General features: G+C 44.9%; 23 protein-coding genes. 1 reads left to right on the top strand and 22 read right to left on the bottom strand.

The window, feature by feature from the left end; all coding sequences use genetic code 11:
- Positions 1–116 precede the first annotated feature (116 nt).
- The 18 genes from ACQKMP_RS11180 to ACQKMP_RS11095 form a co-directional block, all read right to left on the bottom strand.
- Positions 117–1,619 (bottom strand): AAA family ATPase, encoded by a 1,503-nt coding sequence (locus tag ACQKMP_RS11180; RefSeq protein ID WP_042190108.1) that lies wholly within the window; start codon positions 1,617–1,619, stop codon positions 117–119.
- The gene (locus ACQKMP_RS11175) at positions 1,612–2,154 is read right to left on the bottom strand and encodes a hypothetical protein (protein ID WP_042190109.1); all 543 of its coding nucleotides are present in this window, start codon (positions 2,152–2,154) and stop codon (positions 1,612–1,614) included. The genes ACQKMP_RS11180 and ACQKMP_RS11175 overlap by 8 nt, the downstream gene beginning before the upstream one ends.
- 408 nt (positions 2,155–2,562) lie before the next feature.
- Positions 2,563–3,081, bottom strand: a complete 519-nt coding sequence (locus tag ACQKMP_RS11170; protein ID WP_339242675.1) for a DUF5590 domain-containing protein — start codon at positions 3,079–3,081, stop codon at positions 2,563–2,565.
- A 169-nt stretch (positions 3,082–3,250) separates the two neighbouring features.
- Complete coding sequence (locus ACQKMP_RS11165) at positions 3,251–4,552, bottom strand: amidohydrolase (protein ID WP_042190113.1); 1,302 nt, start codon at positions 4,550–4,552, stop codon at positions 3,251–3,253.
- Positions 4,539–5,192 carry a redox-sensing transcriptional repressor Rex gene (locus ACQKMP_RS11160; RefSeq protein ID WP_076299589.1) on the bottom strand — a complete coding sequence of 218 codons (654 nt, stop codon included), beginning with the start codon at positions 5,190–5,192 and terminating at the stop codon, positions 4,539–4,541. The genes ACQKMP_RS11165 and ACQKMP_RS11160 overlap by 14 nt, the downstream gene beginning before the upstream one ends.
- A gap of 131 nt (positions 5,193–5,323) precedes the next feature.
- On the bottom strand, positions 5,324–8,185 hold the full coding sequence (gene dinG, locus ACQKMP_RS11155; RefSeq protein ID WP_339242677.1) for an ATP-dependent DNA helicase DinG: 2,862 nt from the start codon (positions 8,183–8,185) through the stop codon (positions 5,324–5,326).
- 136 nt (positions 8,186–8,321) lie between these two features.
- A complete protein-coding gene (locus ACQKMP_RS11150; protein ID WP_149646832.1) occupies positions 8,322–8,963 on the bottom strand; it encodes a tetratricopeptide repeat protein in 642 nt (213 codons plus the stop codon).
- Positions 8,964–9,074: 111 nt separating this feature from the next.
- Positions 9,075–9,458, bottom strand: a complete 384-nt coding sequence (gene panD / locus ACQKMP_RS11145; protein ID WP_042129504.1) for an aspartate 1-decarboxylase — start codon at positions 9,456–9,458, stop codon at positions 9,075–9,077.
- The gene (gene panC / locus ACQKMP_RS11140; RefSeq protein ID WP_339242680.1) at positions 9,451–10,341 is read right to left on the bottom strand and encodes a pantoate--beta-alanine ligase; all 891 of its coding nucleotides are present in this window, start codon (positions 10,339–10,341) and stop codon (positions 9,451–9,453) included. The genes panD and panC overlap by 8 nt, the downstream gene beginning before the upstream one ends.
- 1 nt (position 10,342) lies before the next feature.
- A complete protein-coding gene (gene panB / locus ACQKMP_RS11135) occupies positions 10,343–11,209 on the bottom strand; it encodes a 3-methyl-2-oxobutanoate hydroxymethyltransferase (RefSeq protein ID WP_042190123.1) in 867 nt (288 codons plus the stop codon).
- Positions 11,210–11,544: 335 nt separating this feature from the next.
- On the bottom strand, positions 11,545–12,345 hold the full coding sequence (locus tag ACQKMP_RS11130) for a biotin--[acetyl-CoA-carboxylase] ligase (protein ID WP_427469375.1): 801 nt from the start codon (positions 12,343–12,345) through the stop codon (positions 11,545–11,547).
- Positions 12,335–13,696, bottom strand: coding sequence for a CCA tRNA nucleotidyltransferase (locus ACQKMP_RS11125; protein WP_427469374.1), 1,362 nt, complete (start codon positions 13,694–13,696; stop codon positions 12,335–12,337). The genes ACQKMP_RS11130 and ACQKMP_RS11125 overlap by 11 nt, the downstream gene beginning before the upstream one ends.
- A gap of 10 nt (positions 13,697–13,706) precedes the next feature.
- The gene (gene bshA / locus ACQKMP_RS11120; protein WP_339242685.1) at positions 13,707–14,864 is read right to left on the bottom strand and encodes an N-acetyl-alpha-D-glucosaminyl L-malate synthase BshA; all 1,158 of its coding nucleotides are present in this window, start codon (positions 14,862–14,864) and stop codon (positions 13,707–13,709) included.
- Positions 14,865–14,884: 20 nt separating this feature from the next.
- Complete coding sequence (gene bshB1 / locus ACQKMP_RS11115; protein WP_042190130.1) at positions 14,885–15,595, bottom strand: bacillithiol biosynthesis deacetylase BshB1; 711 nt, start codon at positions 15,593–15,595, stop codon at positions 14,885–14,887.
- Entirely contained in the window at positions 15,592–16,014 is a 423-nt protein-coding gene (locus ACQKMP_RS11110; RefSeq protein WP_042129517.1) for a methylglyoxal synthase, read from the bottom strand. Before ACQKMP_RS11110 ends, bshB1 begins: the two co-directional genes overlap by 4 nt.
- A 15-nt stretch (positions 16,015–16,029) precedes the next feature.
- A complete protein-coding gene (gene dapB, locus ACQKMP_RS11105) occupies positions 16,030–16,833 on the bottom strand; it encodes a 4-hydroxy-tetrahydrodipicolinate reductase (RefSeq protein ID WP_042190132.1) in 804 nt (267 codons plus the stop codon).
- 33 nt (positions 16,834–16,866) lie between these two features.
- On the bottom strand, positions 16,867–17,388 hold the full coding sequence (locus ACQKMP_RS11100; RefSeq protein ID WP_042190136.1) for a tetratricopeptide repeat protein: 522 nt from the start codon (positions 17,386–17,388) through the stop codon (positions 16,867–16,869).
- Positions 17,389–17,447: 59 nt separating this feature from the next.
- Complete coding sequence (locus ACQKMP_RS11095) at positions 17,448–17,777, bottom strand: nucleotide pyrophosphohydrolase (protein ID WP_036676271.1); 330 nt, start codon at positions 17,775–17,777, stop codon at positions 17,448–17,450.
- Between the two features lie 168 nt (positions 17,778–17,945).
- Here ACQKMP_RS11095 and ACQKMP_RS11090 point away from each other — a divergent pair, with 168 nt between their 5' ends.
- Positions 17,946–18,815 carry a YitT family protein gene (locus ACQKMP_RS11090; RefSeq protein WP_042190138.1) on the top strand — a complete coding sequence of 290 codons (870 nt, stop codon included), beginning with the start codon at positions 17,946–17,948 and terminating at the stop codon, positions 18,813–18,815.
- A 140-nt stretch (positions 18,816–18,955) separates the two neighbouring features.
- Here ACQKMP_RS11090 and ACQKMP_RS11085 read toward each other — a convergent pair whose 3' ends face one another.
- The 4 genes from ACQKMP_RS11085 to qcrB all read right to left on the bottom strand — a co-directional run bounded on the left by ACQKMP_RS11085 (position 18,956) and on the right by qcrB (position 22,316).
- A complete protein-coding gene (locus ACQKMP_RS11085; RefSeq protein WP_339242692.1) occupies positions 18,956–19,855 on the bottom strand; it encodes a sporulation protein YpjB in 900 nt (299 codons plus the stop codon).
- A 155-nt stretch (positions 19,856–20,010) separates the two neighbouring features.
- The gene (locus ACQKMP_RS11080) at positions 20,011–20,652 is read right to left on the bottom strand and encodes a DUF1405 domain-containing protein (RefSeq protein ID WP_339242694.1); all 642 of its coding nucleotides are present in this window, start codon (positions 20,650–20,652) and stop codon (positions 20,011–20,013) included.
- Between the two features lie 93 nt (positions 20,653–20,745).
- Positions 20,746–21,618, bottom strand: a complete 873-nt coding sequence (locus ACQKMP_RS11075; protein WP_042190142.1) for a menaquinol-cytochrome c reductase cytochrome b/c subunit — start codon at positions 21,616–21,618, stop codon at positions 20,746–20,748.
- A 26-nt stretch (positions 21,619–21,644) separates the two neighbouring features.
- Positions 21,645–22,316 carry a menaquinol-cytochrome c reductase cytochrome b subunit gene (gene qcrB, locus ACQKMP_RS11070; protein ID WP_042129529.1) on the bottom strand — a complete coding sequence of 224 codons (672 nt, stop codon included), beginning with the start codon at positions 22,314–22,316 and terminating at the stop codon, positions 21,645–21,647.
- Positions 22,317–22,322 lie beyond the last annotated feature (6 nt).

Below are 22,322 nucleotides of genomic sequence, written 5' to 3'. Positions count from 1 at the left end.
TTCAGGTATCTATACTTTTGTATTGTACCTTGTCTGTCGCAAAAATTTATAAAGCCCGACATATAATGATATCTTAGCATGCCTGAAAAGTAAAAAAAAATAACCAGCATAAATATTTATGCTGGTAAAAGGACGCTGTCACGAAATTGACATCGAAATTGCTCTCCAGAGAGTACTTCTTCCTTCATTAAAATGTCAAGAGAGTAATCAAATACATTTCGTTGCTTTTCAAGGTGCTCACGAGTGCGCGTCATCAGCTCATCCAATATCTTACTATTTTCCTTCATAAGCTCTTCAGTGGTAACCATTTCCAGCTTAGCAATACCCAGCGAAGTTAAACCTGACTTCATCATCGTTTCCACAATATTCAGCGCCTGATCGAAATCACCGCGTGAACCTGTGCTTCGTCCACCATAATACATTTCTTCAGCAGCTGCTCCACCAAGTGCAATCATAATCTGATCTTCGAGATAATCTTTGGTGTACAAATACTGCTCTTGCTGAGGATTATGTCGCACATAACCAAGGGCTTGCCCACGCGGAGTCAGCGTAACCTGACTAACGCTTCCGGGACGAAGGAGCTCTGCCATGATGGCATGTCCCAATTCATGAATGGCGACTCTCTTTTTCTCTTCGTGATTTGTTTCTCTATCCGTTTTTTCACCCATCATTACCTTGTCAATCGCCATCGACAGATGCCGCTGCTCAACTTTCGTCAAGTCCTCACGCATCATATAAATCGCAGCCTCATTCATGACACTTTCAAGCTGAGCACCGGAAAAGCCATAGGCTTCTTCAGCAATTTTGTCGAGACTCACATCTGGATGAAGAGGTTTATTCTTCGCATGCAATTCCAGAATCGATTTGCGGCCCTTTTTGTCAGGCATGTCCACTTGAATATGACGGTCGAAGCGTCCAGGACGTAGCAATGCCGAATCAAGCATTTCTTTCCGGTTTGTTGCAGCTACCAGTAGAATACGCGGTGTTTCGTTATTATAAATACCATCCATCTCAGTCAACAGCTGATTCAAGGTCTGATCATATTCACGCTGCTGTCCGCCTTCACGTTTACCGCCAATTACGTCAATTTCATCAATAAAAATAATGGCACTCTGTTTATTTTCCTTAACAGCACGGTTACGAGCATCCTTGAACAAATCGCGGATCCGGCCGGCCCCGACACCTACATACATTTCTACAAATTCACTGCCTGATGCAGCCACGAATACAGAGTTTGTATAATGTGCAGCTGCTCTGGCCATAAGGGTCTTACCTGTTCCTGGAGGGCCAGTGAGTAGAATCCCTTTCAAAGGGCGAATCCCAAATTTACTGATCTCCTCATGCCGGATCAAAAAATCAAGTGCCTCACGAAGCTCTTGCTTCGCATTATCTTGCCCACCTATTTCTTCAAAAGTGAGCTTTGAAGGTCCTTCCTTCTTGCGTTTCTTTCCAGCACCAGCGTTCACTGTAAGCCCACCACGCAAATGAGCAATTATAAGTAGTGCAGTGAGCATCCCAGCTGCTATAACAATCGGGAATATATTAATACCTAAAAAAGCCATGAAAATAAACAGTACAGGAATAAATCCGAGTAAAATTTCTTTAAGGTACTTAGGCATTATTCCATACCCCCAAGGTCGCAGGTTTTCGCGGCAAAATAATAAATTTGCTTTCTTTTCCATTACTCAAGCTTACGTACACATTGTTGTCGTCGATATCAGTAGATGCTATCACATCTTTAAATTCCGTATTTTGCTGTTTCAATCTATCAAGTTCTGTAGGTATAATCGTATATTTACGGCTCTCCATGGCTTCAGCTACAGAGAACATCGCTTTATCCCAGTAATCATCCAATAGTTCACTTGAATTTTGCTCCACATCGAGTTTAAGTTTACGTCCTTCAATCACTGATTTTCCTTCTTTGGATACATACGATACTAGATCACGTAAATTCGTGCCCGGCTGCAAATCAAGTTTCAAAGTGACCTCATCGCGGTTAATACTAATATGTGAAGTATTTACTCCCTCAAATCCGGTTACAATCTTTTGGAGCGGTTCCTGTAAAGCAAACTGACGATATAAAAAGAATCCTCCGAATAATAGCATAGCCGACAGTAGAGACGTTATCAGTACAGGTACAAGACGTAATTTCAAGAAACGTCCTCCTCTCAAAGATGAAAAAATGTAAACAGAATGATCCAAAGTCATAGCTGCTAAGAGCTCACCAGAGCCTGACGTTCTACTAACACTGTTCTAATTACAAACAGTAGTATATCACAGGTGTATATACTATATTGAAAAAAAGTGTGAAGATATTTAAAATTTTATTTTTTAATTCTTTCCATTTTATTTAATTTATTGATTTAATTCGACAAAAAAAGGGCTGTTACTCTTAAAATAACAGACCTTTTTTCGTATGAATCTTTAAATCGCAATATATAAATCCACTCTTATAGTATATCACAGTTCGTGTACTAATAGTATATCAAATAATATGTCATTTTAAAAAACAAGCGAACCATAAATGGTCCGCTTGTTTCTCTTATAATGCCTTTGTTTAATTTAGCGGCTAGGTAAACTGTAACCTTCACCCATTTGAGCCCCATCCGAGAACCGATAAAATTGATAATAATATCGACCGCTTTGTTTATAAAAAAGCTGCCAAGCATACTCCCCGTTATATACTCCTGGCAACAACCGCTCAATGCTGATGTCCGGAAGATCGGCTTTTATAAGGCTACGCATTTTCGCTTCAGAGGTCCCTTTACTTAGTTCTTCAGCATATACTGCGTCGGTTCCTTCAGCAAACTTCCCGTCTACAGTAAAACGTACCCAAACCATCAACTCGGTCCCGGCTTCATTCTTCCCTGTTAAGACCCAGTACACCGCATTTTCATCCCACACGGATTTCTGCGCTTTGGTTACCTCTGTCAGACCAGCACTGGTTTTAGCGACATCCTTAGCGATATCTCGCTCGTTCCATTGATCTTTCATAATATAAGCATAGAACTGGATAAGTCCAAACAGAAGGAGCAGAATCAGAACTGACCCCAGGAGGATCCATTTTTTCCTTTTCTTCAAGGTACAGCTCCCTTTCTAGTAATATATCTTTTTTGATTATATAACACACCTGTGTGTTTATCCAAAGTTTCATATCCAATTCAATGATCTAATTATCAGAAACACAAAAGGCTGTAACTTTGCAATCGCAGAAAGTCACAGCCTTTCAGTTATTCGTTATGATCTTAGACTACCGTTTAAGCAGTCCATCAAATGATTCTTGCGCCTTACGACGGATTGCTTCCTCATCTAGCGTTACACATTCTCCATGTTTTACAACCTGTTTACCATTCACCCATACATGCTCAACATCCTTGGCACTGGCAGAGTATACAGCATGAGACAACAGATCTGTGTGTGGTAGCAAATGCGGCTGGTCTATATCAATCGCGATAAAGTCCGCTTTCATGCCAACAGCGAGTCTACCCACATCATTTAAAAAGATAGACTTTGCGCCATACTCTGTAGCTATACGCAGCGCTTCCGGAGCTGGAACAGCCGTCGGATCACCACTTACACCTTTATGGATGAGGGCTGCAAGACGCATCTCTTCAAACATATCCAGGTTATTATTGCTTGCCGCACCATCTGTACCCAGTGATACCTTCACACCAGCCTTTAGAAGATCCGTAACCCGAGCCACTCCACTAGCCAGTTTCAGATTACTTCCTGGGTTATGAGACACGCCTACATCATGACGAGCCAGTATCTCGATCTCTTCATCATTCAAATGAACGCCATGTGCAACAATAGACGGACGTGTGAACATTCCAAGCTTCTCTAAATGCGCTACAGGCCGAAGTCCGTAATCCACCACATTCTGCTCCACTTCGCGTTTGGTCTCGGACATATGGGTATGCATCGGTAAATCCAAATCATGTGCCGCTTGAACAAACTTAACAAAGAAGTCCGGTGGGCAAGTATATGGGGCGTGTGGCGAGATCATCGTCGTAATTCTACCATCAGCCTTACCATGCCAATTTCGTGCAAAAGAAATCGCTTCCGCAAGCTTGTGATTTTGTACTTCCTCTGGGCATAATCCGATTACGCCTCTCATCAGTACAGAACGAATGCCTGATAATTCGACTACCTCTGCTACTCGATCCATATGATCATACATATCCAAGAAGGTTGTAGTACCACCTTTTAGCATTTCCAGTACCGACAAGGAGGTTCCCCAGTATACATCTTCTCCAGTGAATTTCGCTTCCATCGGCCACATCTTCTCTTGAAGCCACACCTGAAGTGCTAAATCATCTCCATAACCACGAAGCAATGACATTGCCGCATGGCCATGTGTGTTTACCAGACCTGGCATAAACAGCAGACGACTGCCATCAACAACTTGTACATCATCTTCCATTAAAGGCTCTTCTTTTCCTATGTAAGTGATCAAATCATCTTCAATAGTCATATATCCATTCAGAACCGGCTCATCCGTTCCCGGAATAAGAAAACGCCCGCCCTTAATAATCGTTTTACTGCTCTTCATTTCCGGTTTCTTCCTTTCCGTCTTTCAAATAATAAGCAAGGCTTTGCAAATCCGTTGTAAAATCGGCAGCATGAACCCGGATATTCGATGGTGTTTTTAGAATCACTGGTGCAAAATTCAAAATCGCCTCAATGCCAGACTCAATGAGAATATCTGCTACATTCTGCGCTTCTGAATCAGGCACAGTAATGATCCCAATTCGAATACCTTGCTCACGAACCGTCTGACCAAGCTCCTCCATCGGTTGAACGGTAAGAGAGTTAATTTTCCGCCCTACCTTAGGTGCATAGGAGTCAAATATAGCGGTAATCTTCATAGTATCTTTCAGATAAGCATTGTAATTAGATAATGCATGTCCAAGGTTACCGGCACCTACTAAAGCCACATTCAATTGTTGATCCAGCTTCAGAATATGACGGATTTTTTCAATAAGATAAGTTACGTCATACCCGATACCTTTTCTACCAAAGTCTCCAAAATAAGCTAAATCTTTACGAATTTGAGCAGGATTCAAATCAAGTTTTTGTCCTAGTTCTTGTGAGGAAACGGTTAATATTTCACGTTTCTGGAGATCATTCAGGAAACGCAAGTACACAGGAAGTCTGCGAACAACGGCTTCTGATATTTTATCCGATTTCATAATTTACCTCCTAATTTAAGTGATATTCTGTTCAAATCCTATCGAAATTTCTGCACCTCGTCTCAATGAAGAGCGGTATTCTTATACCGCCCTTCATTGTAGAGTGATTAATTAGAGGGAAGACGCCCTTTTCAAGAAACGCCTCCGTCCTCCAACCACTCCGCTATTCGAGGAACCATTTGATCCGTAAGCATATGCTCCATTTTCGGGCCAGGCAACGAATACAGGAAATACTTCCCATAGTGAGATTCGATCACCCTTGTGTCATACACAATAACAATACCCCGATCCTGCGCTGTCCGCACCAGTCTTCCAAATCCTTGCTTAAAGCGGATAACTGCCTGAGGAACAGACAACTTCATGAACGGATTCTTCTTCTGGGCTTGTAATAACTCAGACTTCGCTTCCGCTAGGGGGTGATTCGGCGGTTGAAATGGAAGCCTCACGATAGCCAAGCATGTTAATGCTTCACCCGGAATATCTACACCCTCCCAAAAGCTGCTTGTTCCTAACAGCACAGAGGCTGCACTGTCCTGAAAACGGCGGATCAGCTTACTACGGCTGCCCCCCTCCACGCCTTGACCTAGCACCGTGATCTCTTGTGAGGCTAGAGCCTCTTTCAGAGGATCATAAACCTGGCGTAGCATCTTGTAAGAAGTAAACAGGACAAGCATCCGCCCACGTGTTGTAATAGCTGCTTCTGCTAGTGACTGTACGAGTGTATCGACAAATCGGGCATCGCCTACACTCCCCTTCACACTTGGGAAATCCCGCGGAATAACTAACAGCGCCTGCTCCCGATACTTAAAGGGAGAAGGCAGGAGTGATGTCATCAGACGCCCCTCTTCCGCAGCTTCATTAAGTCCGAGATTATCAATCATAAACTGGAAAGATTTATCCACAGAGAGTGTCGCCGAAGTTAGTACGATACTTTTCTTCTTGTCGAAAAACAGCTCCTTAAGCTGATTACTAACATCAACAGGAACGGCATACAGCTGTAGCGATTTACTGCGATAATTTCCATTCGCCTCCAGCCAATATACTACATTCTCATCATTTAATCCCATAAAAAACCGTACTTGCTCACGTATAGAAGCTAAATCCTTAAATAAGCCGCTAATATCGGTAACTAGGCTATCTGAGGAAGATTGTCCTTCTTGATCTCGCATCTCATTAAGCATTTTATCACCTTTACGGATAATTTCGCTTAATGTCAGATTCATAGTATTCTCTAAAGCAACCAATTCATCCCAATCTTTCGGTTTACGGGTAGGAAGTAGCCGCATGACTAACTGGCCGGCTTCTCCCGCCGCTGCATCGCTGCGTTCCGGCAAGAGGCTGAATAGTTTATCACTAAGCAGATCCCAGGTTTCTTTTACGGTAAGAAGGTCCGGATAGATTCTATCGATCACTCCGCTCCATTCAGAAGCTTCCTCACTGCCTGATGACTGAAGCATTTGGCGAAGTGTAGGAAGTTGGCCATTTCGACTATCCTTATAAAGACGCGATAGTGTATGTGCCACCGTGAAATGCTTCATATGCATGCCTAAATGCTTGCCAGCCACGTCCTCCAGATGATGGGCCTCATCTATTACAAGATGTTCATAAGCCGGAAGTAGTTGATGCCCAGCCTTAACATCTGCGAAAAGCTTAGAGTGGTTCGTAATGACCACGTCTGCAATACCAGCTTCATGCTTAGCCCGATGATAATAACACTTACGGAACCAAGGACACGAGCGACCCAGACAAGAATCGGTATCGCTTGCCACCGTCTCCCAAAAATCTCCGCCACGTCCACTTAGATTGAGCTCTTCGTCATCTCCTGATTCACTTTGTGTCAGCCAAACGATCATCTGAGCCGCAGTAAGCGCATCTTCCCTCGGACTTATAAAGTCTTTTTTATTAATTTTATGTTCGAACTTACGAAGACACAAATAATGCCCTCTGCCCTTAAAAATTGCAGCTTTAAATGGAAAAGGAACTACCTGCGTTAACAAAGGAATATCACGCTCACGCAATTGATCCTGCAGATTAATAGTATGAGTGCTGACCATGACTTTTTCATTAGTGCGTACGCTTTGGTATATGGCAGGCAATAAATAACCAAGGGATTTACCGGTTCCTGTCCCTGCTTCGATCAATAGATGCTTGTCTTCGGCAAGTGCCGTCATCACCTCATTGATCATAATATCCTGAGCTTCTCGGCTTTCATACTGTGGCAAAGTTTCCTTAAGTCGTTTCGTTACTTCATCCATATAATCTGTAAAAGATAAATTGTGTAGTGGATTCTCAGCATGCTCGTCTCGAGGTGGAGCTAATTCGTTCCAGTCTCCTACAGCAAGCGCTAATTGACGATAGAAAGTCAGATCACCTTCGGGCTGAAGCGTCTCCGCTTCCCGTTCACGCAGTAGACCATCAAAATACCAACCCAGATCACTATCCTCTTCCGTAAACAGCTCACAGAGTCTCTGAATCGTCAGCAGAGGCAAATCGTAGAGCTCCTCCAGACATTTCAGCAATACAAGAGCAGTTGCGAGTGCATCACTGTCTGCCTGATGCGGACGATCGTGCGTCACTCCAAAATGTGCACTAACTGATCCTAGTTGATAGGATGTGAGGGAAGGAAAGCAGATTTTCAGAAAATCAATCGTATCTAAAATCCGCCCTTGAAATGGTAAATACCCACATCGGTCTAAAGCATTTTGCAAAAAATGGAAGTCAAATGCGACATTATGCCCTACAAGCACAACATCATCCAAGAGTGGGACAAGCTCCATCATCATCTCATCCAGCTCAGGTGCATCCTTTACATCATCATCGGTAATCCCCGTTAGACCAGTTATAAAAGGAGGTATCGGCGTTCCGGGCTTGACGTAGGAACCATATACCCGGGAGATGGACCGGTCTTCTTCTATAATTGCAAGGCCAACCTGGATAATTTCACCCACGGATTGGGTTCCCGTTGTTTCAAAATCAAGCACGGCAAATTTCATTATAATTCTATTCCCTTTCAATTGAGACTCTTAATCAGCATAACAGAAGTTGCGAAAAAAGGCGATGCACACCACTGGTACAGGGGATGCATCGCTTGAATGAAAATGCGGAATAATAAACCGTAAACGTAATAATTTACAATAATGAAACAAGCTGATTTCCGAAATGAAGCTTACCTCCTCGGCGGCGGCAAACCTCCAAATTAACGGTTGGTTCAGGAAGTGCCGGGTCAAGTTGCAAAGAAAGGCCAAACAGCTCCTGCGCTTCATTGAACCGTTCTTGAGAGGCCCTGATGCAACCTAAAGCGTTATAAACCATTGCCTTCAGCTTGGTTTCCCGTATCAAACCGAGCATATGGTTCAGATGATTCCAAGCAGCTTCCCCCTCCCCTTCCTGCAGGTAAGAGATAGCTAAATATAATCGAGCAGCCAAGCTATCCGGATATTGCACAATAACTTCCTTAAACTGTTCAATACATTTTCCATACATCAGCAGCTTATAATACCCCTGACCTCTAACAAAAGTATCCATGCACAGCTCGGGTGCTTCCTGTTCTGGCACTTCCTCTTCAACCACAGTCGTAAAATCTACACTTTCACGAAAGTGACTTAGCTTCTCTGCAAAGGCCAGCCATTCATCCATCACTTTATCACTAAGTCGATGCAGCATATTATAATTGCATAAAAGCTCATTCCGGCGGGCACCCTCCGCTGTAGGGTAATCTGTAACGATCTCCTGAAGCACCTTGTTCATTTCAGCAAACAAATGTTGAAACATGGGCTATCCCCCCTTACTGAAGATGAAATCAGTTCAGCTTGCCTGACTTCATTTTCTGCGAGAACGGGGTCTTTCATCCCTGCCATTCATTACATGGCGTAAGTCCATAATTTAAGCGATTGTAGCATGCAATTCATGATCAGCCAGCTTCACTGGTCTGTTGTTCTCATCCACGAATACCACCGTTGGCTTATGCGACTCCAGTTCTTCCGAAGACAACATCGCATACGAAATAATAATTACTGTATCTCCCGGTTGAACAAGACGTGCAGCTGCACCATTTAGGCAGATCACACCACTGCCGCGAGGCCCTGGAATAACATAAGTTTCTAACCGTGAACCATTATTGTTGTCCACGATCTGCACTTTTTCATTCTCAAGAATATCTGCCGCTTCCATTAAGTTCTCATCAATGGTAATACTTCCCACATAATTCAAATTCGCTTCTGTCACCGTCGCACGGTGAATTTTGGATTTCATCATATGTCTAAACAAGAGCGGCAACCTCCTTTGGAATAAATACATTATTGTCAATTAATCGCGTTCTGCCAAACTTCACGGCAAGCGCTATAATAATTTCCCCATTTACATCCGTTAATAAAACTTCGTTCTCTAAGCCTTCCAGATTAGGGAAAGTCAGTATTTCCGCATAATCAATGACCGCCAAAGGAGAGCTGGAAATAACCGAGGTCAACAATTCCCGCACTTCAGCAACGGTTGTTACTTTTCCTTCTTCAATAGACTGACGTGCTTCACGCAAGGAACGAGATAACACTAGAGCTTGAGAACGTTCCTCTGGAGATAAGAATACGTTACGCGAGCTAAGTGCAAGTCCATCTCCTTCACGAACGATAGGGCAAGGTACAATTTCAACATTCATATTCAAATCAGATACCATTCTGCGGAGCACAGCTACTTGCTGAGCATCCTTTAGCCCGAAGAAAGCATAATCTGGCTGCACGATATTGAATAGTTTATTAACAACTGTTGTCACGCCATTAAAATGCCCTGGACGCGAAGCCCCACAAAGTCGAGTGGTAAGCTCTGATACCGAGACAGTAGTCCGGGTAGGCTGCGGATACATTTCTTCCACACTGGGGATAAATACAATATCGACACCTTCGCGTTCCGCAAGCTCCAAATCACGCTCTTCATCGCGCGGATAGGAATCATAATCCTCATTCGGTCCGAACTGCAGCGGGTTCACAAATATGCTCATAACGACCGTGTTGCTCATTTCTCCCGCCCGCCGAAGCAGACTGGCATGTCCTTCATGCAGGTATCCCATGGTTGGAACAAACCCAATCGGGGTATGTCCACCTTGTCTCATATATTCCAAAGCTTCGCGAAGTTGCTTAATGCTTCTGACGACTCTCATCTTATTCCCCATCCTTTCCGGCACCGCCGTATAAAGATTCCAGAACGGTTTCATCTGCTTTAAAAACATGACCTTCATCTGGGTACGAGCGATCCTTCACTTCTTGCACATATTGGCTGATACCCTCACGAATCAGGCTACCCACATCTGCGTAGGTTTTGACAAAACGTTTCTCACGGTAGGGTGAGGCATAACGCAACAAATCATGGAAAACCAATACCTGTCCATCACAATAACGACCTGCACCAATCCCAATGGTCGGAATGCTCAGTGCCTCAGAAATTGCTTGTGCTACTTCTTCTGTCACCAGCTCCAGTACCACTGCAAAAGCACCTGCTGCTTCAAGGGCCTTAGCTTCATCCATCAGACGTTTTGCATCTTTGGCGTCCTTACCTTGAATGCGGTAGCCGCCAATCATATTTACCGATTGTGGTGTAAGTCCAATATGCCCCAGCACAGGAACTCCCGCAGCTACAACCGCAGTAACTGTCTCGCAAATTTCGAGACCGCCTTCCATTTTGACGGCATGAGCCCGCCCTTCCTGCATCAGTCTGCGCACACCCCGCAAGGTTTCATCTATACTTCCGTGGTAGGTCATAAATGGCATATCTGCCACAATGAATGTTTTTTGTGCGCCCCGAGTTACCGAACGAGTGTGGTAGACCATATCGTCAATCGTAACAGGTAAAGTTGTATCATATCCAAGTACCACATTTCCCAGGGAGTCACCCACCAGAATAAGATCGATACCGGCTTCTTCAGCAAGTAGAGCCGATGGGTAATCATAAGCAGTCAGCATGCTTAACCGCTCACCATCTGCTTTCATTTTTTTCATTTTCACAATATTAAGTGCTTGTTTGTTTGCCATTTCTCTCTTCGTCCTCCTTTTTGAAATTACATCCCCGTAAAAATCGCAACAAAAAAACCTTTTAGCAACGATTTGCTAAAAAGGTCCGAAGGGCAAAAAAGAGTCACTCGCGATCGTCCCTTCTGTCTCGGTCCTTACGGCTCAGAGCAGAATCCAACGTAACCGTCTAACGCAGTTATGAAGGTGATTCCAATAATAAAACCATTATAAGTACATCAGATCAAGAGTACAGTTCGCAAAACGATACCGCCTCTGCCCCATAGTATAACAAAAAGGACTCGGAAATACACGAAAAAAATATGACAGGGGATGACACCCTGTCATATAAAAAAGATTTATAATAGCTCGATTTCACCTGAGCATACGCTAGAAATCTCTCCTGTGCTGTTTTTAAGGATTAGTCCACCTAACTCATCCAAACCTACCACAACGCTTTCAGAGCGTCCCTGAGGGCTATTCAGAGCGATTTGGCGACCCAAAGTAACTGACATCGACTCCCACAGCTCTTTGATAGGTTTAAAACCTTGTTCCATGTAAAGATTGAAATGCAGCTCTAACTCATTCAGTACAGCTCTTACCAGCTCCGAACGGTCAATAGGGACACCGCCCCGCTGAATCCGAAGAGAAGTCGCTACTTCCTTCAGATGATCAGGATAATCGTCTTCAGTCAAGTTCGCAGAAATTCCAATCCCGGCGATGCAATAATGAAGCTCTCCTTCTCTTAGCGAAGACTCGAGCAAAATTCCACATATCTTTCGACCGCCCGCAAGCAAATCATTTGGCCATTTAATCCCGGCGTCTACTCCGGTTACACGGCGAATTGCCTTACAGACTGCAACCCCAGCAAGCAGTGTTAACTGAGGAGTCTGTAACAAAGGTAAATTCGGACGCAATACAATACTCATCCAAATGCCTTTGCCACGAGGAGAAAACCATTTCCTACCCATTCGCCCTCTAGCACCGGTCTGTTCTTCAGCGATTACGGTTGTTCCTTCTGGTGCACCGTTTTCCGCCAATCGTTTGGCTTCCTCCTGAGTAGATACGACAGACTCCAGGAGCTGAACTCTGTCTAGCCAATTCGAATCAGAAGCTTTCTGCTTCAACCCGGTTAGCGACAGCGCTTTTTCATAGCTCATGTCCATCCATCCTTTTTGCTTCAAGCAGCAATTCTTGTTTATTGTTAAGAAGATCTCCCGAAGCAGTCGCCTGCAGAAGTGCACTCAGCATATTGCCAAGCCAAGGTCCTGGACGTTTCTCAAGCGCTTTCGCCAACTCATTGCCTGTAACAGCAAGCTCCGATAAGCTCTTAAGCGGCATCTGTGAGATCCAGTCTCTTGCAGCTTGCAAATGGATCAAGCCATTTACAAGCTCTGGCGCCGCTGGGGTAGTGACAGCGGGTGAAATCTCTGAAACCGCTGGCGGGTTCGCAGCGGGAAGGCCACCTGCTGGCAAGATCGCCAGCAGCGAGAGCCACCCTTCGGCGGCTTCCACGCCGAAGGTCAGCACGGCGGCGATCCAGCGCCGCCGCAGTAGATCCGTGCCGCCCGGTTCCCCTGGCGGCACAGCCTCCAGGGCAGCGGTCCAAGCTTCGCGGACCCGCAGCACCTGGACGACGCTAGTACGCGTCGTCCCAGAGAACGTCCATGCCCGCAGCAGCTCATCGGCCTCCTGGGCCGACTGCTTCAGGGCATGGAGGAGAAGCGCCCACCGCAGGTGGGCGCTCTCCAGTTCCCCTATCCCGGCCGTTAAGGCGGCAGCAGCCGCCAGATCGGTTCCGGTCCAGGGGAACGGGGCTTTGCCGCGCGCGAGCAGCTCGCAGCGCGCGAGCATAGCAAGGCCGCGCCGAGGATGCGGCCCCTCTACGATGCGGTCCAGCTCCGCGCGGACACGCTCTACAGCAATATGCGCCAGCTTATCTCGCTGGCGCAGTAGCCCCCTCCACGTATTCTTAGCGATGGAGAAATCTAACACCGATGCGAAACGAACGCAGCGAAGCATGCGAAGCGCATCCTCATCGAACCGTTCCTCAGCATCACCCACACAGCGGATCACACGGAGAGCTAGATCCTTCTCGCCTCCGAAGGGATCAATCAAATCTCCACCCAGCCCGCAGCATATCGCGTTAATCGTAAAATCACGACGACGAAGATCTTCCTTCACATCACTAACAAATTCAACATGGTCCGGACGACGATGATCGACATAGCCGCTTTCAGTTCGGTATGTCGTCACCTCAATTCCATGCCCATCCTGAAGCACAGTGACCGTCCCATGTGCTAGCCCTGTCGGAATACTGCGTGCGAAAATGGCTATCACTTCCTCCGGCACTGCTGAAGTTGTAATATCCATATCATGCACTGGCCTACCCAATAGCTCATCGCGAATGCAGCCTCCAACCCAAAAAGCCTCATGGCCGTTTTGCGTTAGCTCAGAAATTACATTTTCCGCCGCAAGAGCCATAGCAGATGGCGCCATTTTCCATTTCATTACGAACTCCTTACCCCCTGACTGTATCCAGTCTAGGTACCTTGCGCCCGAGCACACGGTAATATATATCCTCATACTGACTTGTAATCGAATCCTTACAGAAATCTTTGCAGGCCGTTTCCAGACAAGCTTGTCTGAACTGCTCCACCATGCGATCATCCGATAGGAGTTTGATTGCATATTTCGCCATAGTTTCTGTATCACCAATTGGAGCAATGAATCCTGTCTTGCCATGTTCTATGAGCTCCGGAATGCCTCCGGTTTGAGAACCTATAGTCGGAACACCACAGGCCATCGCTTCCAGGGCGACCAGACCAAAGCTTTCCTTCTCAGAAGGTAACAGAAGAAGATCAGCCAACGAAATAACTTGAGCAATCTCATCCTGTCTTCCTAAGAAGCGGACTTTATCATCCAGACCCATTTCACTGATCTTAGCTTGAATCTTAGGAAGATCTGGCCCTTCGCCAACAAGCAGCAGACGTGAAGGGATTTCACGATTCACTTTAGCAAAGATATCGACAACATCGCTTACCCTTTTAACTGGGCGGAAGTTACTGATGTGCATCAAGATCTTCTCCTCAGGAGAAGCAAAATCTTCTCGCAGATTCGATACATCCCGTGGATAATAGACACGATGATCAACGAAGTTATAAGTGAGGTCGATCTGGCGCGTAATATCCAGCACTTCTCGTGTTTCTCTAATGAGATCCTTCGATACGGCTGTTACGGCATCACTTTCATTAATTCCAAGACGGATTAGATCTTTTAGCGATTCATCCTGTCCAAGTACCGTAATATCAGTGCCATGCAAAGTCGTTACAACTTTTATATCATTACCAAGCATCTGCTTAGCAAGGAAAGCACAAACAGCATGCGGAACGGCGTAATGAACATGCAACAGATCTAAATTCTGCATTTTGGCAACCTGAGCCATCTTCGTAGCAAGTGCTAAATCATAAGGAGGATATTTAAATACATAATAATCATTAACCTCTACCTCATGATAAAATATATTTTTCTGGAATTTCCCTAACCGAAACGGAATGCTGTGTGTAATAAAATGAACTTCATGTCCCTTCTCGGCCAAGAGTTTTCCTAATTCAGTCGCTACTACGCCTGAGCCGCCAAGAGACGGATAACAAGTGATGCCTATTTTCAAACGATCCATATTCCGTCCCCTTCTATACCTTATATAGTTTGATCCCCTGCAGTAAACAGATCTACTGCATAGGGAACTTTTGTTGCAAATCCTTCCGCATAGGGAATAAGTCTCCGCTGTCCAAGCAACATGTCTCTGGAACGAACACGTTCAATATAACCTTCCGTTAGCGGTGTGGATACAGCATCGGCACCGAGCGGCTTGGTGAACTGGGAGCGATAGCAGGACAACGCCTGCTCCTTCAGCCCATATTGTTTAGTAACATCTACAATAAGATCCGTACGTCCTAAATCATTTATAAAATAAAAAAACAGCTGAGGAGCCGGAACTGCCGGCTTGTCCGGCATATATTTACGTAGTTTAGCATTAAAAACAGCCTCTTCTACTAGCTTACTGCACGCAATATGATCCGGATGACGATCTTCCCAATAAGGAGCAAAAACAATCGCAGGAGCAAACCGGCGAATTTCGGCTGTCACAGCGGCCACATGCTCTTCTGTTATAAACAGCCCTCTGTCAGATAAACCCAAATTCGTCCGCACAGACACGCCAAGCAGATCAGCAGCTTGCTGTGCCTCTTCCTTGCGTAGCTCTACAGTACCGTTCGAGGACATTTCCGCAGCTGTTAAATCGCACAGACCTACTTTTAGTCCTGCAGCGGTATGCTTCGCAATCGTACCTGCCATTCCGATCTCCGCATCATCCGCATGAGCCCCAAATACAAGAATGTCCAGCTTCATTCATCAACACCTGGTTTGTATTTATGGACGAGTTCACGCCAAGCAAAGTCACCGCGATCAATCGCCTTCACAAGCACCTCAGCTGTTGCGATATTCGTTGCTACAGGGATACCATATACGTCACATAGACGAAGTAAAGCTGTAATATCTGGTTCATGTGGCTGTGCCATTAATGGGTCGCGCAAGAAAATAATAAGATCCAATTCATCTTGGGCTACCATTGCCCCAATTTGCTGATCTCCACCCAATGGTCCTGACATATAGCGATGAATCTTCAAGCTAGTCACATCCATGATCCGTTGGCCAGTAGTCCCCGTAGAAAATAGTTCATGACCTACAAATACATGCTCATAGGCTAATACAAAATTTACGATTTCATCTTTTTTACGATCATGTGCAATAAATGCGATCTTTAACATGGTGTTCTCCCCTGTCTATTCTATAAAGTGCTCAAATCCATAGATCAAGCCAGTATATCCCATAACCTTTTGAATACCCATCTTAACGCCTGGCATATAGCCTGCTCGCTCATAAGAATCATGCCGGATTTTTAAGGATTGTCCGAACCCACCAAAAATCACTTCTTCTTGGGCAAACACACCAGGAAGACGGACACTATGTATCCGGAATCCATTATAGTAACCCCCGCGCGCACCCTCAATCGTTTCTTCTTCTTTAGGGTTTCCTTGACGAAGCTCTTCCCGTACTTCTGAAATCATCTCTGCTGTTTTGACTGCAGTCCCGGATGGAGCATCCAGTTTTTGGTCACCATGATACTCGATAATCTCCAGATGCGGAAAGTATTTTGAAGCTTGAGCCGCAAATCTCATCAACAGAATAGCCCCTATAGAGAAGTTTGGAGCAATAAGTCCACCTATCCCCTGGTCTTGACACTGCTTGTCCAGTTCCACAATTTGCTCCGGTGTGAATCCGGTTGTACCGATAACCGGACGCACTCCATATTTAATGGCTAGCACTGTATTCATATACGCGGATTGTGGTGTAGTGAAATCGACCACAACATCTCCGTTGCTTCCCGCGAGGGCAGCCTCAAGATCTGAAGTTACAATAACTCCTGAGTCTTCGAGACCTACCAGACGGCCTGCATCGATATCCATCGTTGAACGATCTACCGCAGCCGCTAGCTCCAACTCTTCGTCCTGCAGCACAAGTTTAACAACCTCTTTACCCATTCTCCCGCCTGCTCCGGATACGATAACTCTGATCTTGTTGCTCATATCTTTTCATCCTCGCTTTCACTAGTTATATAGTTACTGCATATACGATTGTATGGATTTCTGAAGGTCTACCATTAATTCTCGCAAGCCAGAATCATCCGGATGTAAAGAAATCACTTCTTTCAAGGCGGCCATAGCCTGCATATGTTCATTCACCCGACTATGTGCGATGGCAAGCCATACATAAGCATCCCCATATAATGGATCAAGGGTGATGGCCTCTTTGAGTAGCGTAATCGGATGATACGGGTTACGAGTTTTGTTATCTTCATCTTCTATCAACCGCTTAGCTTCCTGTACATGCATCATAGCTTGAAGATGCTGTAGATGTAGACTATACTCAGGTTTGCTGCCATCTAACTTCATAGCCGCCTGAGCATGAACTAAAGCTTTATCTAGCATACCACTGCGGGCATACGTTATGGAACAACGATATCTGACTTCAGCATCAGCCGGACTTGCTGCAATCGCGGCTTCAAAGCATACAATAGCTTCTGCAAAGTCACTACGCAATATAGAGCGATAGGCTTCTCTTACATAATCCCTTTGATCCATATCCTCACCATCCTCACGGCTAAATCCCGTTCGTTTGGTACAGCATATGTTATAGAGGCCTAATCGGTGTCTTTTGGTGTCCAACGACCAGCGTCTCGGGTATTAAACTTATGCATGACCTTATTATGTGCTTCAGTCAGATCAATCCCAAGAGAATTTGCAAAACAAACAGTAATAAACAAAATATCTCCCAGTTCAAGCTCTATAGAATTCTCTGCTTCATCAGACTTCTTCGGCTTCTCACCGAATTCATGATTGACTTCCCGCGCCAACTCTCCGACTTCCTCGGACATGCGGGCTAACATAGACAGCGGACTGAAGTACCCTTCTTTAAATTGCGATATATAAGCGTCTACTTCACGCTGAATGTCACCAAGACTTTTGTCCATAAAATGTATCTTTGCCCCCTCTGTATATCTTGCCTTCTGTTTGCCCCTATGTTATCGTAAAGACGTTTTGAAGACAAATCTTTTTTGAATATTTTAACACCTGCAAGAAAAGGTATACTTATTATAGGAAAAGAAAAACTGCCTTAACAAGGCCTAACGAGGGATTCCATGAATTCAAACAAGGTAATTTCAATCAGCAAAACAGTTGCCCCTATCATGCTCGGAACCGCAGTATATGCATTCGGACTACTGTATTTCATCATTCCCAGTCAACTAATGGAAGGCGGCGTAACGGGAATCACACTGCTGCTTAATTATGCCTTTGACATTCCAATCTTTTTAACAACACTGCTAATCAATCTCCCATTGTTTCTGCTCGGTTGGAAAGTCCTAGGCGGCCGCCAAATTGTATACACAGGGGTAGGAATCGGATCTTTGTCCCTTTTCTTGTGGATCTTCGAAAGATTGATCTCTGCTGGATGGATTGTCCCTTTCAGTACCGAACATGACTTTATTCTTGCTGCACTATACGCAGGGGTAACACTTGGAACCGGGCTTGGGATTGTGTTCCGTTTTGGTGGCACTACAGGTGGCGTAGACATTGTGGCAAGAATTCTGGGACGGAATTTCGGCTGGAGTATGGGGCAGATTATTCTGGCCATCGACATTTTCATTATCGGCTCTTCCATCTTCTATATTCCCAAAGAAAAAATTCTATACACACTCGTTGCAGTGTTCATCGCATCGCGTGTCATCGATTTTATCCAGGAAGGCGCATATGCCGCCAAAGCATTTACAATCATTAGTGATGAGGCACCCCAAATTGCTGATCTAATAACTGCTGAACTAGAACGAGGTGTAACACTCATCCCTGCAATCGGTGCGTATTCTAAGCAAGCCAAACATATGGTGTACTGTGTAGTTTCAAGGCAGGAAATTCGCCGTCTTAGTTTACTGGTCAAATCGATTGATCCGCACGCGTTCGTAATTATTAGCGATGTGCACGACGTACAAGGCGAGGGATTCAGAGAAACATAAAATATCCCCACAAAGTGGGGCCTTGCTTCGATACGTACTCAGGTACTTTGCGGGGGCCCCAAATATATAAGTTTTGATTCGTTAAAAAAGGAGCGGGGGATTCTACCCCGCTCCTTTTACTTATTTATATAACCATTCCACTAAATTGGTTTGAAGTTCTGATTCTCTCCACGGTACTTACGATAACCCGCATAAGCTAATACAGCGATAATAAATCCTGCGGCTAGTCCTCCCCAAATCCCAAATTCTTGTGAGGCCAGGGGTACTGACAAAGCCGGCTCATCCTTCTCTTTTCCGAACATTACCCGCACAGTATCCTGACCATAAGACACAATTTCAAGTAACCGGGCCCGTTCGATTTTTTGTGAGGAAGAAGGAATGCCTGCGGCATATGAGAGCCAAGAATCAAATGTATTTACAACTTCAGGTTTCCGAGAGACGATCACCGCTGGCCGGATATTTTCATACCTGCCCTGTAGCCTCTCTACAGCCGTTTTCCATCCCGCCAGATCATTTGTAGCGCCACTTTGCTCCATCGCATTTAAATCCTCGCGAATTAGCTTATAATACTGAAGCCAAATGGGTTGTCCGGGTTGATTCAGACTGTTGGCAGCTAATCGTAACCTGGTAGCTGTAGCCTCCAATTGCTGCTGAGATACTTTTGCACTTGCCACAGCAGCCTTCAGGTCCATAATGACCCCTGACAACGCATTAATGCCCTCTACAGAGGTCATTCCTTCAAAAGAAGAGGACACTATGATCCTAGAGATCTCTTCGGTCTCTTGTCGGACCTTCATCACATCCCCTTCCAAGACATACCCATACAATGCCTCAGCGGCTTGTTCTAGCTGCTGTGCTCCAGTCTTTCCACTCATCACTGTCAAACCGTCGCCCGAACTAACGTCGGCGCTTTGCTTCGAAACCTTGCCAGAACCTTCACCAGCATTCCCTTGCGCTGCTGAAGCTTTTTCAACATTCATGCTGGTCAATAACCAACAAAACACTAGAATAACCAACACATAATATCTCCCTCGGAGCATGAGACATCCCCCTCCTACCTAAGAAGAAACGACGTTGTCGTCTTTATTAGACGATTTTCGTTTCTCGTAAAATTATAAGGATAAAGTATAGGATAAAACTTATACTTCTTATAATTCTAAATGTATGGCAGGCGGACAAGGGTTAGAACTGCTTACTAGAACCTGTTCTTAAACTGATAGATAGAGTCTACTGATCTTTGTCTACTACTAAACAACCAAGCAACAATTACACTAAACACCGTTAGCGCCATCGTGAAATATTGCACCTGTGTGACATCATCATTCAGTACAGAAGGTAACCATGGGTATATTCCATAGGAATAGTCCAGCATATCGTTAGCAAGGGTCCAGAACAGCGCTAGCGGAATCATTTTGCGGAAAGAAAAGAATCGTGCATAGATCAAGGCTTCTACCGCCATCCCCAAATGAGAGATCACCAGCATCCAGTCTTTCCAAACTAGAATGTCTCCTTGATAACCTCCAGCAAAAATCATACTTACTGCCCAAATCCCATACTTCACAGACGTCACAACCGCTAACGCCTCTATAAGCTCCCTTACATTGTTTCCCGTATAGCTTTTTGGAGGAAAGAGCATTAGCAACAGCGCCAAGGTAAAGAACAAGCTTGCGGTTGGACTATCTGGAACAAACGGGAGCAGCCAAAGCGGAAAGTTAGCCGCCGTGAACTCCAATTGATTGCCATACCATATGTAGCCATAAATGGTACCGAGAAGATTCACAATAAATAACAACCAAATGATTCCTCGGTGCTTAAACAGTTTATCAAGAACGGACATACAGATCATTAACCTCCCAAGTAGTGGCAACTTTACATTTAGACATACAAAAACCTGACCGCAGTTTCGATCAGGTTTTGCGTTATTTTTATTTTACTGTTCGCTTTTTTGTTTGGCAAGCCAGTCTGCCAAGGCATCAATGTCTTGATCCGAAAGCCCCGCTCCCAGAGCAATATCATACATCTTCGGCATCTGTCCTTGACCCTCTTTTATAATAGTAAGGATTGCTTCTTTATCATGGGTGTCCCCAACGCCGCGAAGTGAAGGCCCGCCTGCCCCTTTCAAATCCGCCGCATGACAAGAGATGCAAGTAGCTTGCTTAAACAGCCCCATAGCCGGATCATCCTTATCTACAATCGCTACTTCCTTTGCCTTAACTGCACTCGAGGTTGGAAGCCCCTTCGCCCTATTCTCTGCCGCCTTCTCTTCCCGTTGAACATCTTCAGGAATTTGACCAGTTTCAGCCATTTCATGTTTGTATTCCGTCCAAGCGGTATTTGTTAAGTACACAATCGCCGCTAGCGATAAGAACATCAAAGATGAAGCGATCGGTCTACGATAGAAGCGACGTTCTCTGCCCGTGTCAAGAAATGGTGCTAAAAGAAGTGAACCAAAAGCTACACCGGTTACACCTAATGTACCCAGAACGATATAATCACCTGAAGCATAAGGAAGCTTCAAATACTGATAGAGAAACAAGAAATACCAGTCAGGAATTGGGATAACCGTAGCACTCGCATTCGCTGGAAACCCTAGCGGCGCTGGCTCTGAAATAGTAAGCACTAATATTCCTACAAGTACAACGACGCCAACCATCCATTCTTTCAGTAGAAAGTTAGGGATAAAGGCTTCCGATTTACCAGGATAGGCTGAATAGTCTGGAGGTGTGATAAATCCATTGCCTTTACGAACTCTGGTATCACCGACATATACAACCTTTTCCTTAGAATTGTTTCCATGTGCCATCCGTATTCCTCCTCTCTCAGATTAACTTACAACGGTCCAGAAATCCCTTGTCTGCGGATCATAATAAAGTGTCCTACGAGCAGACTAAGAAGCACCGCTGGGAGGAAGAATACATGAAGTGCGAAGAACCGAGTCAACGTTTCTGCACCAACAATCGTACCGCCTTGCATAAGTTCTTTCAATACGGGTCCCATCACTGGAACAGAGTTAGCAATTTCGAGTGTTACTTTAGTCGCGAAGTAAGCTTTATTATCCCAAGGCAATAAGTAACCCGTTAAACCAAGCCCCAACATTACGAAGAAGATGAGCATTCCAACTACCCAGTTCATCTCACGCGGAGCTTTATAAGAGCCTGTAAAGAAGACGCGCATCGTATGAAGGAACATCATAACAATGACAAGACTTGCACCCCAGTGATGCATTCCGCGAACAATTTGTCCAAAGGCAACACTAGATTGTAAATACTCAACACTTGCATAAGCATTGATAATATCTGGAACATAATACATCGTTAAGAACATACCCGATAAGATCTGAATCACTGTAATAAAAAAGGTCAGTCCGCCAAAACAATACACAAACGCAGAGAAGTGATGGGCCGGGTTAACATGCTCAGGAACCTCGTGGTCGGCCACGTCTCTCCAAATTGGCGTAACATCCAAACGTTCGTCAATCCAGTTATAGACATTTTTAAACATTAGAAC

Origin of the sequence: Paenibacillus sp. NPDC101420, from assembly GCF_050277435.1 — a bacterium.
In the GTDB taxonomy this organism is placed as follows: Bacteria; Bacillota; Bacilli; order Paenibacillales; family Paenibacillaceae; genus Paenibacillus_AQ.
Note: the sequence above shows the minus strand (reverse complement) of the source record. Positions and strands in the feature narration are given on the sequence as shown.

Coding starts and splice junctions, on each gene's coding strand:
- ACQKMP_RS11180 (WP_042190108.1), bottom strand. CDS start 1,619: ATGCCTAAGTACCTTAAAGAAATTTTACTCGGATTTATTCCTGTACTG.
- ACQKMP_RS11165 (WP_042190113.1), bottom strand. CDS start 4,552: ATGAAGAGCAGTAAAACGATTATTAAGGGCGGGCGTTTTCTTATTCCG.
- ACQKMP_RS11160 (WP_076299589.1), bottom strand. CDS start 5,192: ATGAAATCGGATAAAATATCAGAAGCCGTTGTTCGCAGACTTCCTGTG.
- dinG (WP_339242677.1), bottom strand. CDS start 8,185: ATGAAATTTGCCGTGCTTGATTTTGAAACAACGGGAACCCAATCCGTG.
- ACQKMP_RS11150 (WP_149646832.1), bottom strand. CDS start 8,963: ATGTTTCAACATTTGTTTGCTGAAATGAACAAGGTGCTTCAGGAGATC.
- panC (WP_339242680.1), bottom strand. CDS start 10,341: ATGAGAGTCGTCAGAAGCATTAAGCAACTTCGCGAAGCTTTGGAATAT.
- panB (WP_042190123.1), bottom strand. CDS start 11,209: ATGGCAAACAAACAAGCACTTAATATTGTGAAAATGAAAAAAATGAAA.
- ACQKMP_RS11130 (WP_427469375.1), bottom strand. CDS start 12,345: ATGAGCTATGAAAAAGCGCTGTCGCTAACCGGGTTGAAGCAGAAAGCT.
- ACQKMP_RS11125 (WP_427469374.1), bottom strand. CDS start 13,696: ATGAAATGGAAAATGGCGCCATCTGCTATGGCTCTTGCGGCGGAAAAT.
- bshA (WP_339242685.1), bottom strand. CDS start 14,864: ATGGATCGTTTGAAAATAGGCATCACTTGTTATCCGTCTCTTGGCGGC.
- bshB1 (WP_042190130.1), bottom strand. CDS start 15,595: ATGAAGCTGGACATTCTTGTATTTGGGGCTCATGCGGATGATGCGGAG.
- ACQKMP_RS11110 (WP_042129517.1), bottom strand. CDS start 16,014: ATGTTAAAGATCGCATTTATTGCACATGATCGTAAAAAAGATGAAATC.
- dapB (WP_042190132.1), bottom strand. CDS start 16,833: ATGAGCAACAAGATCAGAGTTATCGTATCCGGAGCAGGCGGGAGAATG.
- ACQKMP_RS11100 (WP_042190136.1), bottom strand. CDS start 17,388: ATGGATCAAAGGGATTATGTAAGAGAAGCCTATCGCTCTATATTGCGT.
- ACQKMP_RS11095 (WP_036676271.1), bottom strand. CDS start 17,777: ATGGACAAAAGTCTTGGTGACATTCAGCGTGAAGTAGACGCTTATATA.
- ACQKMP_RS11090 (WP_042190138.1), top strand. CDS start 17,946: ATGAATTCAAACAAGGTAATTTCAATCAGCAAAACAGTTGCCCCTATC.
- ACQKMP_RS11085 (WP_339242692.1), bottom strand. CDS start 19,855: ATGCTCCGAGGGAGATATTATGTGTTGGTTATTCTAGTGTTTTGTTGG.
- ACQKMP_RS11080 (WP_339242694.1), bottom strand. CDS start 20,652: ATGTCCGTTCTTGATAAACTGTTTAAGCACCGAGGAATCATTTGGTTG.
- ACQKMP_RS11075 (WP_042190142.1), bottom strand. CDS start 21,618: ATGGCACATGGAAACAATTCTAAGGAAAAGGTTGTATATGTCGGTGAT.
- qcrB (WP_042129529.1), bottom strand. CDS start 22,316: ATGTTTAAAAATGTCTATAACTGGATTGACGAACGTTTGGATGTTACG.